The 15196-nt window shown below is 55.5% G+C and carries 11 protein-coding genes; all 11 read right to left on the bottom strand.

Annotated elements, in window-relative coordinates; genetic code table 11:
* Window positions 1-70: 70 nt before the first annotated feature.
* A complete protein-coding gene (gene rfaH, locus VSQ83_RS07775) occupies window positions 71-598 on the bottom strand; it encodes a transcription/translation regulatory transformer protein RfaH (protein ID WP_133077107.1) in 528 nt (175 codons plus the stop codon).
* Window positions 599-1828: 1230 nt separating this feature from the next.
* Window positions 1829-2080: a LapA family protein gene (locus tag VSQ83_RS07770; protein ID WP_326425925.1), complete on the bottom strand. Its 252-nt coding sequence runs from the start codon at window positions 2078-2080 to the stop codon at window positions 1829-1831.
* A gap of 24 nt (window positions 2081-2104) precedes the next feature.
* Entirely contained in the window at window positions 2105-2401 is a 297-nt protein-coding gene (ihfB, locus tag VSQ83_RS07765; protein ID WP_003447108.1) for an integration host factor subunit beta, read from the bottom strand.
* Between the two features lie 335 nt (window positions 2402-2736).
* Window positions 2737-4431 (bottom strand): 30S ribosomal protein S1, encoded by a 1695-nt coding sequence (gene rpsA, locus VSQ83_RS07760; RefSeq protein WP_019826775.1) that lies wholly within the window; start codon window positions 4429-4431, stop codon window positions 2737-2739.
* A 126-nt stretch (window positions 4432-4557) separates the two neighbouring features.
* Window positions 4558-5241 carry a (d)CMP kinase gene (cmk, locus tag VSQ83_RS07755; protein WP_374105694.1) on the bottom strand — a complete coding sequence of 228 codons (684 nt, stop codon included), beginning with the start codon at window positions 5239-5241 and terminating at the stop codon, window positions 4558-4560.
* Window positions 5238-7469 carry a bifunctional prephenate dehydrogenase/3-phosphoshikimate 1-carboxyvinyltransferase gene (locus tag VSQ83_RS07750; RefSeq protein WP_326425923.1) on the bottom strand — a complete coding sequence of 744 codons (2232 nt, stop codon included), beginning with the start codon at window positions 7467-7469 and terminating at the stop codon, window positions 5238-5240. The genes cmk and VSQ83_RS07750 overlap by 4 nt, the downstream gene beginning before the upstream one ends.
* Before the next feature lie 4 nt (window positions 7470-7473).
* Window positions 7474-8586 carry a histidinol-phosphate transaminase gene (gene hisC / locus VSQ83_RS07745; protein WP_326425921.1) on the bottom strand — a complete coding sequence of 371 codons (1113 nt, stop codon included), beginning with the start codon at window positions 8584-8586 and terminating at the stop codon, window positions 7474-7476.
* Window positions 8587-8597: 11 nt separating this feature from the next.
* Window positions 8598-9692 (bottom strand): prephenate dehydratase, encoded by a 1095-nt coding sequence (gene pheA, locus VSQ83_RS07740; RefSeq protein ID WP_016780245.1) that lies wholly within the window; start codon window positions 9690-9692, stop codon window positions 8598-8600.
* Window positions 9692-10777, bottom strand: a complete 1086-nt coding sequence (gene serC / locus VSQ83_RS07735; protein ID WP_219261545.1) for a 3-phosphoserine/phosphohydroxythreonine transaminase — start codon at window positions 10775-10777, stop codon at window positions 9692-9694. Before serC ends, pheA begins: the two co-directional genes overlap by 1 nt.
* Window positions 10778-11001: 224 nt before the next feature.
* Window positions 11002-13662, bottom strand: coding sequence for a DNA gyrase subunit A (gene gyrA / locus VSQ83_RS07730; RefSeq protein WP_133077102.1), 2661 nt, complete (start codon window positions 13660-13662; stop codon window positions 11002-11004).
* A 410-nt stretch (window positions 13663-14072) separates the two neighbouring features.
* Entirely contained in the window at window positions 14073-15149 is a 1077-nt protein-coding gene (gene mtnA, locus VSQ83_RS07725; protein ID WP_326425918.1) for an S-methyl-5-thioribose-1-phosphate isomerase, read from the bottom strand.
* Between the last annotated feature and the right edge of the window lie 47 nt (window positions 15150-15196).

Below are 15196 nucleotides of genomic sequence, written 5' to 3'. Positions count from 1 at the left end.
CCAGGATTCACCGTCAATTTCCTGAGAACGCGCTTTGTTGTCTTTGCCCCGGCTGTGGCCAGGGTTTTACTCAATGATTGCTAATACTCGCCAACGGCAAACTGATTTGTTGCTGCCGGTTCATTAAGTTGATAAGCAAAATAACTCGTTCTTCGCCGTCCATAGTCATGAATATGGACTCAATACCTGCAAAGCCTTGATCAAGGATGGTGACTTTTTCACCGGGCTTGAACGCGGTGATGATGTGACTGTCTGCACGGTCTTGTAATTGAGTTACTAACTCATGACTGACTGCCAGGGGACGGCCGCCAAAGGCCACAACCCGTGCTACGCCGCGTGTAGATCGCAACGGAGCCCAGTTGGCACCTTGAGGCATGTGGATAAAAAGATAGCCAGGAAAGAGGGACTCCTGGACGTGTTGCATCTGGCCGCGCAGCAGTCGCTCGCGGCGGCAGGCCGGACGTGAGCACTTATAGCCCTGGCGCAGAAGGTTCTCCTCTGCCCGCTCGTCCTGTCTTGGCTTGCATTGCACCAGATACCAGTCGCCGGATCGGGATGCAGCCGGGTCCTGGGTTGCTGCGCTGCTTGTCATGTGCATGGGTGATTCATTAATAGGTTCTTCCGTGTTTACCATCGTGCAGCGCATGTGCCAATGGCAGCAGTTGAGTTCTCATTATCGCTACGAGCGTTGAATCGCAGCAGGGCCATTAGCCCGAAATCTATCTATTGTGCGGTCTGTCCAGACCCGGTAACTTTTTAGCTAATATCTGTTTTGCTCGTCACTCACAATCCACCAAACTTACTTACTTGCTCAGGTCATGTCCCTACTCCCGAAACGAAGTTGAGCACACTTTTCTGGTTCGCATGGGCAGAGCAATCGTCCAAAACATACACGCCTGGGCGAATGATACAGCGCTCCCCCTCCATTTCAACAAAACCACCTCACAGGTCGTATTTTTGTATCACGGCGACAGGTATTCCATATGCCCAGAAGCCTGGACAGAGCACATTGTTACCCAGCATGGCCCTCAGGGAATTGACTATGCGACCACTGGCGCACAACCAGACGAGCGCATGGCAACCTGTGCTTACGCCCTTCTAGAAGGAGAGCTAGCACGATCCAGAAGACAAGCCCACGGACACAGGGAGCCCAGAATGCCCGTCGATTCCAGGGCAATGTGCGCAAATTGAGCCTCAAGGGATTTATCCTCACCGATACAAGCTGCTGCTAATTTAAAGACAGCTATGGCCACCCATATGCAATGTATGACACCAATCATATGAATTGGCTGGAGGACCAGGAAGGAGAAGCACCTTGCACACCGACCGTTAAGCCCGATCGATATATCGGCTTACTCAGAATTTCAGATGGGAATACCGTAGATACTTGTCTGAAAATAGGGAACCGGCCGCTATACAGCCACAACATGCAGAACTACAGTCGTAACGTTTATCCTGAATAAAATACAACTTTGACAAGATGAGCAGCATCACCTAATCAGACGATACCCTAATGAAACATAAGCACTGCAGATTGAAACCGAAGGAAGCCTCAGAACAAAAATGAAAAATCGAACAGCAAAAACCCTGAACAGACTCGAAATTATCGATTTTTAACATCCGACGTAAATATCAATGAGCGCACGAGTACGCGCCAAGTACTGAGAGTCGAGCACTCTGCCAGATCCACTAAACAATGCAAGCTAGCAACTTGTAGGAAATATCCCAAATTACAAGCCCCGCTAGATTGCGGCGCTTACTTTTCGGATATCAGTCGACGTACAAAAGCCTCTCACACTATCCATATGAGAGACCTAGAAAGGCAGCCTTAAGACTCGACCAACAGCTTGCGCTTCAATCTGGCAGCTTTGCGCTTGTAGGCCACAAAACCCATTGCAGGCCCGATAGCCATACCAACCAGTAAAGCACCGATAAAGAACAGTGATTGCGGAAGTTGCGCAGTGTGCCAACCCAAAAATACCAGTGCTGTGGGCTGCTGGTTTTCGAGGATAAATATCACGATCCCGAAAATGACCATCAGGGCAAACACGACTAACACTGCACGTTTGACGCTACGCATCGGCAACTCCTGTTCCACGAAGGATTAAATGTCGTCTTCCTCATCTTCATTTACTCGATCCCGTAGCTCTTTGCCCGGCTTGAAATGAGGAACAAATTTTCCATCCAGACTGACTGACTGACCGGTCTTGGGATTGCGGCCAACTCGAGGGGCTCGGTAATGCAACGAGAAGCTGCCAAAACCACGAATCTCAATCCGATCACCGGTCGCCAGGCATTGGGACATTTGTTCAAGCATAGTCTTGATGGCCAACTCTACATCCTTGGATGAGAGCAGCCCTTGATGGGTGACAATTCGTTCGATCAACTCCGATTTCGTCATATTTTTCCCTTCTTTTTCAAGCAGCTAGATCAGCGCTTCAAAGGTTTTAGCATGATCGATAGATTTTGAACAGCCCAAGGATTGACTTATCTTTGCAAAGTTTGTCGCCCCCTCCAAACTTCCATCAGGCCAAGTAATAACCATAGCCCACGGCAGCCACCTCCCAAGCCCTCACACAGCTCGCTCGACATAACCCCCCGCCCTTCCCTAGCCAAATCATAAGCGACCTGCAAACACGCCTACACAAGAACTCATGGACGGAAGCCATCCTGGCCATCAAATCTCAGACACAAAAAGGGCGACCTAAGTCGCCCTTTTTTATGGTCAATCAGAACTTAGTTCTGTTTTTCCATTTGTGCACGCAGCAGGTCGCCCAAAGTGGTCGGACCAGCAGCGATCTCAGAGGTAGCTGGCTTGTCGCGCAGGCTCTGGATTGCTTCCTTCTCGTCTTCAACGTCTTTCGACTTGATGGACAGTTGGATTACGCGGCTTTTGCGATCAACGCTGATGATCTTGGCTTCTACTTCTTCGCCTTCTTTCAGAACGTTACGTGCATCTTCGATGCGGTCACGGCTGATTTCGGATGCTTTCAGAGTCGCTTCGATATCGTTGGCCAGAGTGATGATGGCGCCTTTAGCGTCAACTTCTTTCACGATGCCCTTAACGATTGCGCCTTTGTCGTTCTCTTGTACGTACTCGGAGAACGGATCGCTTTCCAGCTGCTTGATACCCAGGGAGATACGCTCACGCTCTGGATCAACAGACAGGATAACGGTGTCAAGCTCGTCGCCTTTCTTGAAACGACGTACGGCTTCTTCGCCAACTTCGTTCCAGGAAATGTCGGACAGGTGAACCAGGCCGTCGATGCCGCCGTCCAGACCAATGAAGATACCGAAATCGGTGATCGACTTGATGGTGCCGGAGATTTTATCGCCCTTGTTGAACTGGCCAGAGAAATCTTCCCATGGGTTAGATTTGCACTGCTTGATGCCCAGGGAGATACGACGACGCTCTTCGTCGATGTCCAGAACCATAACTTCCACTTCGTCGCCGACTTGTACGACTTTCGAAGGGTGGATGTTTTTGTTGGTCCAGTCCATTTCGGAAACGTGTACCAGACCTTCAACGCCTTCTTCCAGCTCAGCGAAGCAGCCGTAGTCGGTCAGGTTGGTTACACGAGCGGTAACGCGAGTGCTTTCTGGGTAACGGGCTTTGATAGCAACCCATGGATCTTCGCCCAGTTGCTTCAGGCCCAGGGAAACACGATTGCGTTCGCGATCGTACTTCAGAACCTTGACATCGATCTCGTCGCCAACGTTGACGATTTCGGAAGGATGCTTGATACGCTTCCAAGCCATGTCGGTAATGTGCAGCAGGCCATCGACGCCACCCAGATCGACGAATGCGCCGTAATCGGTGAGGTTTTTGACGATACCTTTGACTTGCTGGCCTTCTTGCAGGGATTCCAGCAGAGCTTCACGCTCAGCCGAGTTCTCTGCTTCAAGAACGCTGCGACGCGAAACAACAACGTTGTTGCGCTTCTGGTCAAGTTTGATGACCTTGAATTCCAGCTCTTTGCCTTCCAGGTGCGTGGTGTCGCGCACTGGACGAACGTCAACCAGAGAACCTGGCAGGAACGCACGGATGCCGTTAACGTCGACAGTGAAGCCGCCTTTAACCTTACCGTTGATAACGCCCTTGACCACTTCTTCTGCTGCGAAGGCTGCTTCCAGAACGATCCAGCATTCAGCGCGCTTGGCTTTTTCACGGGACAGTTTGGTTTCGCCAAAGCCGTCTTCGACCGCGTCCAGCGCAACGTGAACTTCATCACCGATGTTGATGTTCAGTTCGCCAGCGTCGTTGTGGAACTGCTCCAGCGGGATGAGGCCTTCCGACTTCAAACCAGCGTGAACGGTAACCCAACCAGCTTGGTAATCGATATCAACGATGATAGCGGTGATGATCGAGCCAGCCTGAAGATTCAGGGTTTTTAGGCTTTCTTCAAAGAGTTCTGCAAAGCTTTCGCTCATTTTAATTCCTGTTGATCAAGGGCGAAGGAATACGCCCATCTGCCACATTCCAGACAATGTGGGTTACGTTTATATAAAAGAAGGCATGCAGGACTATTTCTGGTCTCCTGCACGCTTTCTTGGTCATCAGGCAATATCGCGAAGTGCGATTTCACTCATGATGCGTTCCAGCACCTGTTCGATGGATAACTCCGTAGAGTCCAGCTGTATGGCATCAGCCGCCGGTTTAAGCGGGGCTATTGCACGCTGCGTATCACGCTCATCGCGGGCACGAATCTCATCTAGCAGACCTGAGAGACTAACATCATCGCCCTTTGCCTTCAACTGCAAGTAACGGCGACGGGCCCTCTCTTCAGCGCTGGCCGTCAGAAAAACCTTCAACGGGGCATCAGGAAATACCACCGTACCCATGTCACGACCATCGGCAACCAGGCCTGGCAACTCCTGAAATGCACGCTGACGCTGCAACAAAGCATCACGAACAGCCGGCAAAGCCGCGACTTTGGAGGCTCCAGCTGCCACAGCCTCACTGCGGATAGCGTGAGTCACTTCGTCGCCTTCGAGAATGATGCGAGCGGGCTTGCCGTCGGTCGCCCCGACGAACTGCACATCAAGATGTGCAGCCAGTTTCTCCAGCAGCGCCTCGTTATCGAGGGCAACACCGTGATTGCCCGCAGCAAAAGCCAGCAAGCGGTACAGAGCACCGGAGTCCAGCAAATTCCACCCCAGGCGCTTGGCCAGGATCCCGGCAACGGTACCTTTACCGGAACCACTAGGGCCATCGATGGTAATAACCGGTGCCGAAATCACGAGTTCGCCTCTTGAGCTACACGCATGCCCACCTGCTTGCACAGCGCAAGGAAGTTCGGGAACGAGGTTGCCACGTTGGCGCAATCGTGAATACGGATTGGAGCGGTTGCACGCAACGAAGCCACGCTGAAGGCCATCGCAATACGATGATCGCCATGCCCATGAACTTCACCTCCACCGATAGTACCGCCATCAATGATGATGCCATCTGGTGTCGGCTCGCACTTCACACCCAGCGCCAGCAAACCGTCCGCCATCACTTGAATCCGGTCGGACTCCTTGACGCGCAACTCTTCTGCCCCACGCAGGATCGTACGACCTTCGGCAACAGCCGCCGCCACGAACAGTACCGGGAACTCATCAATCGCCAGCGGCACCAGCTCTTCAGGAATCTCGATTCCCTTCAGCTTCGCGGCACGTACACGCAGATCAGCTACCGGCTCGCCGCCCACTTCACGCTGATTCTCAAGGGTGATATCCGCACCCATAAGACGCAAAATGTCGATTACGCCAGTACGGGTAGGATTGATCCCCACATGCTCCAGCAGCAGATCAGAGCCTTCTGCGATAGAAGCGGCAACCAGGAAGAACGCTGACGAAGAAATATCGCCAGGGACTTCAATATGCGTCGCAGTCAGCTTGTGACCCGACTCAACCGAAGCTGTAGGGCCATTAACAGTTACGGGGTAGCCGAAACCCTGCAGCATGCGCTCGGTGTGATCGCGAGTCGGAGCCGGCTCGGTGACCGACGTCTTGCCTTCTGCATACAAGCCCGCCAGTAACAGGCAAGACTTAACCTGAGCACTGGCCATCGGCAAGGTGTAGTTCATGCCTTTAAGAGCGTGGCCACCGCGAATGGTCATCGGCGGACGACCTTCTGCAGCGGTCTCGATCACGGCGCCCATTTCGCGCAATGGATTAGCCACACGATTCATCGGACGCTTGGTCAGCGAAGCGTCGCCGGTCAGGGTGGTATCGAAGGTTTGTGCGGCCAGCAGGCCAGACAAAAGACGCATCGAAGTACCCGAGTTACCCAGATAAATTGGGCCAGGCGGAGCTTTCAAGCCATGCAGGCCAACACCATGAATGGTCACACGGCCATGGTGAGGACCCTCGATGACCACACCCATGTCACGGAATGCCTGCAACGTTGCCAGGGCATCTTCACCCTCAAGGAAACCTTCCACCTCGGTCGTGCCTTCGGCCAGTGAGCCGAGCATGATCGAGCGGTGAGAAATGGATTTGTCGCCTGGTACGCGGATCCGGCCAGTAACTTGACCACCAGGATTTGCCAAAAAAATCAGATCGTTGGAATTCATAGCGTCCACATATGCCCGGCGGGCCAGGATTTTACTGAAATGCTCGCGGGCAACCCGGGCGCGCGTAAAGACGCCCAGCAATTGATGCCCATCCCCTGCATCGACCGCGTCGCGCAAAGCGTCGAGATCACTGCGAAATGTATCCAATGTGCGCAGCACTGCCTCGCGATTCGCGAGAAAAATGTCATGCCACATTACCGGGTCGCTACCCGCGATTCTTGTGAAATCGCGAAAGCCACCCGCTGCGTAACGGAAGATATCCAGATTCTCGTTGCGCTTGGCAAGAGAGTCCACCAACCCGAAAGCCAGCAGATGAGGCAAATGGCTGGTTGCAGCCAAAACCTCGTCATGACGCTCGACCTGCATATGTTCGACGTCCGCACCCAAGGCGCGCCACATGCCATCGACCAGGTCCAGAGCGCCAGCATCGGTTTGCGCCACTGGCGTCAAAATAACTTTGTGACGCTCAAACAGGCTGGCGTTCGAGGCCTCGACACCGCTCTGTTCAGAACCGGCAATCGGGTGACCCGGAACGAAACGTGCGGGCATACCGCCAAAGGCATGGGCTGCAGCCTGCACGACATTGCCTTTGGCACTGCCAACATCAGTGATCACCGCCTGTCCAAGATCCATGCCCGCCAAAAGGCCAAGCATTTTCTCCATGGCCAGAATCGGCACTGCCAACTGAATCACATCAGCGCCCGCACAAGCGGTTGCCAGATCAGCCTCGCAGCGGTCGACCACCCCCAACTCCACAGCCATTGCACAAGACTTGGGGTCGAGATCAACACCAACCACTTCGCCGCACAGCCCGCTCTCGCGCATACCCTTGGCGAAAGAGCCGCCAATCAGCCCCAAGCCGACAACAACCAAACGACCCAGAACAGGCTTTACCGATTGCACAGACATTACATCAACCACGAGCAAGCACCTTGGCCAGCGCCTCAAGCAAACGGATATTTTCCGCAGGCAAACCAATAGTGATGCGCAAATGGTTCGGCATCCCGTAGTTAGCAACCGGACGCACGATCACGCCCTCCCGCAGCAGTCCCTGATAAACGGGAGCCGCCTCCCGACCGAGGTCCAGAGCAATGAAGTTGCCTTTGGATGGAATCCAGCTCAGGCCAAGTTCGCGAAAACCGTCCTGCAACTGCTGCATGCCGGCCTCGTTAAGACGCCGGCTCTGGTTCAGGTAATCAGTATCTTTAAGGGCCGCACAAGCGGCTGCCAAGGCCAGGCTGTTGACGTTGAATGGCTGACGCACGCGATTCAGCACATCTGCAACGATTGCCGTCGACAGGCCATAGCCCACCCGCAAAGCGGCCAGGCCGTAAGCCTTGGAGAACGTGCGCGAAACCAGCAAATTGGGATACGCCGACAAAAACTCAAGACCGTCTGGCAGATCACCACCTTGGGCGTACTCGATATAGGCTTCGTCCAGCACCACGAGCACGTGCTCGGGAACATCCTGCAAGAACTCGTTCAGCGCATCGACGCCAAACCAGGTTCCGGTCGGGTTATTCGGGTTGGCAATGAAAACCACACGGGTATTGCTGTCGATAGCGTCAAGCATGGCAGGCAAGTCATGCCCCCAATCCTTGGCGGGCACTACTCGTGCCTGCGCACCTACCGCTTGGGTAACGATCGGATATACGGCAAACGCGTGCTCGCTGAACACGGCATTCAGGCCTGGCGCCAGATAAGCACGCGCAACCAGCTCAAGAACATCGTTTGAGCCGTTACCCAGCGTCACCTGATCAATCTGCACCGCACACTGCTCAGCCAACAGGCTTTTAAGGGCGAAGCCGTTGCCGTCCGGATAGCGCGTCAGCTCGGCCAGCTCAGCACGGATGGCTTCCAGTGCCTTGGGGCTCGCACCCAAAGGATTTTCATTGCTGGCCAGCTTCACAATTGTGGCTGGATCCAGATCCAGCTCACGGGCCAGCTCGTCCACAGGCTTGCCCGGGACATAAGGCGAAAGTTGTTGCACGCCCGGCTGTGCCAGGGCAAGGAAATCACCGCTCATGTTTTATCGCCTCAAAGAACCGCTTTCGGGTAAGAACCCAACACTTTAAGCGCTACGGCTTCTTGACTGATCTGCTCCAGAACACTCTTGACCAGAGGGTCGCGGTGATGGCCAGCAAAGTCGATGAAAAACACATAAGTCCATTTACCGCTACGCGAAGGACGTGTCTCGATACGCGTCAGATCGATCCCGTTTTCATGAAACGGAACCAACAATTCATGCAGCGCACCAGGACGGTTGCTCATCGAGACGATGATTGAAGTCTTGTCATCCCCGGTAGGCGGGACTTCCTGGCTACCAATCATCAAAAACCGCGTGGAGTTATCCGGACGATCTTCGATTTTCTCAGCCAGTCGGGTCAAGCCGTAAAGGCCCGCAGCCATATCGCCGGCAATGGCAGCAGAATTCCACTCACCCTTGACCCGCTTGGCGGCTTCGGCATTGCTCGACACTGCAATACGCTCGACATTCGGGTAATGCGCATCCAGCCACTTGCGGCACTGGGCCAACGACTGCGCATGGGAATAGATACGGCTGATGCTGTCAGTCTTGGTGTTTTCGCCAACCAGCAGATGATGGTGGATGCGCAGCTCGACTTCGCCACAAATCACCATGTCATGCTCAAGGAAGCTGTCGAGCGTGTGGTTGACTGCGCCTTCGGTGGAGTTTTCCACCGGCACCACACCAAAATTCACTGCACCCGCTGCAACTTCACGGAACACTTCATCAATAGCGGCCATTGGCTTGCTGATGACCGCATGGCCAAAGTGCTTCATGGCGGCTGCCTGGGTAAAAGTACCTTCCGGACCGAGATAAGCCACTTTCAGCGGCTGCTCCAGGGCCAGGCAAGAAGACATGATTTCGCGGAACAGTCGCGCCATCTCTTCGTTGCCCAATGGGCCTTTGTTGCGCTCCATGACACGCTTGAGCACCTGAGCCTCACGCTCAGGCCGGTAAAATACCGGCACTTCGCCTTCAGCCAACGAAGCCATTTTGACTCGCGCCACTTCCTGAGCGCAGCGCGCGCGCTCGCTGATCAGCTCCAGAACTTTTTCGTCCAGGCTGTCGATGCGCAGTCGCAGCGCCTTGAGTTCTTGTTCGGACATTAGCCGTGTTCCTTTTCGAACTCTGCCATGTAAGCCACCAATGCGTTAACTGCATTGATGTCCACAGCGTTATAGATCGAAGCACGCATGCCACCTACCGAGCGATGCCCTTTGAGGTTCAGCAGCCCGCGCGCTTCGGCACCCGCCAGGAAAGGCTTGTCGAGGCGGTCGTCAGCCAGGCGGAACGGTACGTTCATCCAGGAGCGGTCAGAGATATTGATCGGGTTGCTGTACAGTCCGCTGGCATCGATGAAATCGTACAAGGTACGTTTTTTCACTTCATTGAGCTTGCCGATAGCCTCGACACCACCCTGCTCTTTCAGCCACTCGAACACCAGGCCGGACAAGTACCAGGCCAGCGTTGGCGGCGTGTTGTACATCGAACCGTTGTCAGCCGCGACCTTGTAATCAAGCATGGTCGGGCAGATCGAGCGCGCACGACCCAGCAGGTCCTCACGAACGATGTTGACCACAATTCCGCTCGGACCGATGTTTTTCTGGGCGCCTGCGTAGATCATGCCGAAACGGGAAACATCAACCGGACGCGACAGAATGTCCGAGGACATGTCTGCGACCAGAGGCACATCGCCAGTTTCCGGAATCCAGTCGAACTCCAGGCCGCCAATGGTTTCGTTTGGCGCGTAGTGAACGTAGGCCGCGTCTTTCGACAGGTTCCACTCGTTCTGGCCTGGAATCGCAAAGTAATCGTAAGGCTTGGCGCTGGCTGCCACATTGATGTGACCGAAGCGCGAACCTTCTTCAATGGCCTTTTGAGACCAGATACCGGTATCAATGTAATCCGCCTTGCCATTTTCAGGCAGCAGATTCAACGGGATCTGTGCAAATTGCTGGCTTGCGCCGCCTTGCAGAAACAGGACTTTGTAGTTCGAGGGAATAGACAGCAGGTCACGCAAATCCTGCTCAGCCTTGGTCGCAATGGATACGAACTCATCGCTGCGATGGCTCATCTCCATGACCGAGAGGCCCTTGCCATGCCAGTCGAGCAACTCGGACTGGGCACGCAACAGGACAGCTTCAGGTAGCGCAGCAGGACCTGCGCAGAAGTTATAGGCTCGTTTGCTCACTTCCACTCTCACTCTGATTTGGTGGTCACGCAATAAATCAACACTCGACACGGTGTTCCTTGTGGAACCAGGTTCGCTCACGATACGGGCAGCAGGGTCTATTGATATACCGTGCCAATGCTATCGCGAGCAAGCCCGCCCCCACTGGGCCACGAAGTGTCGCAAACTTTCATGCCGGACATACAACAAGGGGGCGAATTCTCATCCGCCCCCTGTGTGTCCGCTTATTCTTGCGGTTCTTCGTCAGCGCCAGCCTCTAGCGGCTGCTCGTCGTCAACGCCATCATGGATGGCCTCACCGTCGAACTCTGCACCGCCTTCACCCTCACCTTCAAGCTCTTCACCTTCAACTTCCGAAGGTTCCTGAACCCGCTCAAGCCCTACCAGCGTTTCGTCGCTGGCCAGCTTGATCAAGGTGACGCCCTGGGTATTACGACCCAGGCTCGATACTTCATCGACCCGCGTGCGCACCAGGGTGCCCTGGTCCGAAATCAACATGATTTCTTCACCGTCCTGCACCTGAACCGCACCGACCAGACGGCCATTACGCTCGTTGCTGACCATGGCAATAACGCCCTGACCGCCACGCTTGTACTCAGGGAACTCGCTGATTGCCGTGCGCTTGCCATAACCACGCGCCGAAGCGGTGAGGATCTGACTGCCTTCTTCAGGGATCAGCATCGAAATCAGCTTCTGACCTTCTGGCAGACGCATGCCGCGTACGCCGCGGGCTGTACGACCCATTGCACGGACATCGGACTCTTTGAAGCGAGTGACCTTGCCACCATCGGAGAACAGCATGACTTCGCGCTCGCCATCGGTGATCGCGGCGCTGATCAGCACGTCGCCTTCGTCCAGCTCCAGCGCGATCAAGCCTACGCTGCGCTGACGGCTGAAGGATTCCAGCGGGGTCTTCTTCACGGTACCGTTAGCGGTTGCCATGAAGATGAAGTGACCTTCGGTGTAGTCCTCGACCGGCAACATGGTGGTGATGTATTCACCCTCACCCAGCGGCAGCAGGTTGACCAGCGGACGACCACGGGCAGCGCGGGATGCTTCGGGAATCTCATAAGTCTTGAGCCAGTACACCTTGCCTTTGCTGGAGAACAGCAGCAGCGTGGTGTGACTGTTGGCAACCAGCAGGTGAGCGATGTAGTCCTCATCCTTAACGCCAGTAGCCGATTTACCTTTACCGCCACGACGCTGGGCCTGGTACGCAGCCAACGGCTGAGTCTTGGCATAGCCACCATGGGAAATGGTTACAACACGCTCTTCTTCCGGAATCATGTCGCCCAGTGTCAGGTCAAGACGGTGATCCAGGATTTCAGTACGGCGCACGTCACCGTATTCAGCACGAATGACTTCCAGCTCCTCACGGATCACTTCCATCAAGCGCTCGGCGCTGTTCAGGATGCGGATCAGCTCACCAATCTGGTTGAGGATCTCCTGGTACTCGGCCAGCAGCTTCTCGTGCTCAAGGCCGGTCAGACGGTGCAAGCGCAACTCAAGAATGGCCTGAGCCTGCTCTGGCGACAGGAAGTACTTGCCTTCGCGCAGACCGTATTGCGGGTCGAGGTTGTCGGGACGGCACGAATCGGCACCGGCACGTTCAACCATCGCCACCACCGCACTCGACTCCCAAGGCGTGCTGATGAGCGCTTCCTTGGCTTCAGACGGGGTTGGCGAAGCCTTGATCAACGCGATGACCGGGTCGATGTTGGACAGGGCAACCGCCTGGCCTTCAAGGATGTGACCACGTTCACGGGCTTTGCGCAGTTCGAAAACAGTACGGCGGGTAACCACTTCACGACGGTGACGGACGAAGGCTTCCAGCAGATCCTTAAGGTTAAGGATGCGTGGACGGCCGTCGATCAGCGCAACGATGTTGATACCGAAAACACTTTGCAGCTGGGTCTGGGCGTAAAGGTTATTCAGGATAACCTCCGGCACTTCACCGCGGCGCAGCTCGATCACGACGCGCATACCGTCTTTATCTGACTCGTCGCGCAGCTCGGTGATGCCTTCGAGCTTCTTCTCTTTAACCAGCTCGGCGATCTTCTCGATCAAACGCGCCTTGTTCAGCTGGTAAGGAAGCTCAGTGATCACGATCTGCTGGCGACCACCGACCTTGTCGATATCTTCGATCATCGAGCGGGCGCGCATGTAAATGCGACCACGACCGGTGCGGTAGGCTTCGATGATGCCGGCGCGACCGTTGATGATCGCAGCCGTCGGGAAGTCCGGGCCAGGGATGAACTGCATCAGTTCATCGATGCTCAGCTCCGGGTTATCGATCAGCGCCAGGCAACCGTCGATGACTTCGCCCAGGTTGTGCGGCGGGATATTGGTGGCCATGCCCACAGCGATACCGCTGGAACCGTTGACCAACAAGTTGGGAATTCGTGTCGGCATGACAGCCGGGATCATTTCCGTGCCGTCGTAGTTCGGCACCCAATCCACGGTCTCTTTGTGCAAGTCGGCCAGCAGCTCGTGGGCCAACTTGGTCATGCGCACTTCGGTGTATCGCATCGCAGCGGCATTATCGCCGTCGACCGAACCGAAGTTGCCCTGACCGTCTACCAGCAGGTAGCGCAGGGAGAATGGCTGAGCCATTCGAACAATGGTGTCGTAAACGGCGGTATCACCATGCGGGTGATACTTACCGATCACGTCACCGACCACACGGGCAGATTTCTTGTACGGCTTGTTCCAGTCGTTGTTCAGTTCGCTCATCGCAAACAGCACACGCCGGTGCACGGGCTTCAAGCCATCGCGTGCATCAGGCAGTGCCCGCCCGACAATTACGCTCATCGCGTAGTCGAGGTAGGACTGTTTCAGCTCGTCTTCGATATTGACCGGGAGGATTTCTTTGGCCAGTTCGCCCATGAGAAGCCTGATTCCTTTTTCGGGTGAAACTTCGCCACATCCATTCGGGACGAACGAAGCTCGCCGCCGCTGGCCACGTGCCATGCAACGACTTACGACAAATCAACAAGTTATGTCACGGATTTGCGCAGTAAGGGCAACCCTTGCGGGCGACCCTGGAAACCGCCGAATGTTATCACAATCGCCGCCACGCACCTATCCCTCAGATGCGCATGGAGCGTAGTAATTGCGACGCTTGTCGGCGTGAAGGGGCTCAGAGGGACTCTGAAGGCGATTTGAAGGCCGTAGCCGCTGCCGAAGGCTGCGAAGGGTTGCGTAGCAACCCGTTAATCTGGAGCCCCCGCGATTCTCTTTGCAACAACCCTCGCAGCCGCCTTCACCGCCTTCGGCAGCGACGACAGAATTGCGTTTCAGTGCAATCGCTTGCGACACATCAACTGGGCCAACTTGGCGGCATCCGGACGCTCAACCACGCCCTTCTCGGTCACGAGCACATCAATCAGGTCGGCAGGCGTCACGTCAAAGACCGGATTGAACGCCTGCACATCGGCACCGACCCGCTGGCCACCCACCTCCAGCACTTCGCTACCGTCACGCTCCTCAATAGGAATGTCATCACCCGTGGCCAGTTCCATGTCGATCGTCGAGCTGGGGGCCACGACCATAAAGCGCACACCATGGTGCATGGCATTGACCGCCAGTTGGTAAGTGCCGATCTTGTTCGCCACATCACCATTGGCCGCGATCCGGTCAGCCCCCACGATTACCCAGGTCAAACCCTTGGTTTTCATGATGTGTGCCGCGGCGGCATCCACATTGAGCACCACCGGGATGCCTTCATTGGCCAGTTCCCACGCCGTGAGGCGCGAGCCCTGCAGCCAGGGCCGGGTCTCATCGACGTACACCTGCTCGATCATGCCCTCCAGCCAGGCAGCCCGGATCACCCCCAGCGCCGTACCAAAGCCGCCCGTGGCCAACGCACCGGTATTGCAGTGGGTCAGTACGGCCTGCGCATTGCCCTGGTGGCGGCGGATCACATCGACTCCCAACTGCGCCATCGTCAGGTTGGCATCACGGTCACTTTCATGAATGGCAACAGCTTCGGCTTCAAGCACCTGCAAGACTTCTTTACGGGTTTTGGCGCGGGCCAATCTGTCACGCATGCGATTCAATGCCCAAAACAGATTGCCCGCCGTAGGACGCGAGCCTGCCAGCAGGGTGAAATCTTCCTCCAGCGCCACCAACCAGTCCCCACCCTCGGCCTTGCGCGCCCGGGCAGCCAGCACTACACCATAGGCCGCCGCAATACCAATCACCGGGGCACCACGCACGACCATATCGCGAATGGCTTGAGCAACACCCTCGACACAGGTGTAGGCCAGCCAGTTCTCTTCAAGGGGCAAGCTGCGTTGGTCCAGCAGATACAGGGCGTCGTCCCGCCAATCGATGGCCTTAACCTTTTCCGCAGCCAACAGTCGATCGCGCATGCCTTTCCCCATCACCCGGTAACAAAGCCGCCGATTATAGCGAGCCC

The sequence above is a fragment of the Pseudomonas sp. DSV-1 genome, from assembly GCF_035830915.1.
Taxonomy (GTDB): Bacteria; Pseudomonadota; Gammaproteobacteria; order Pseudomonadales; family Pseudomonadaceae; genus Aquipseudomonas.
This window is presented reverse-complemented; position numbering and strand designations above follow the sequence as displayed.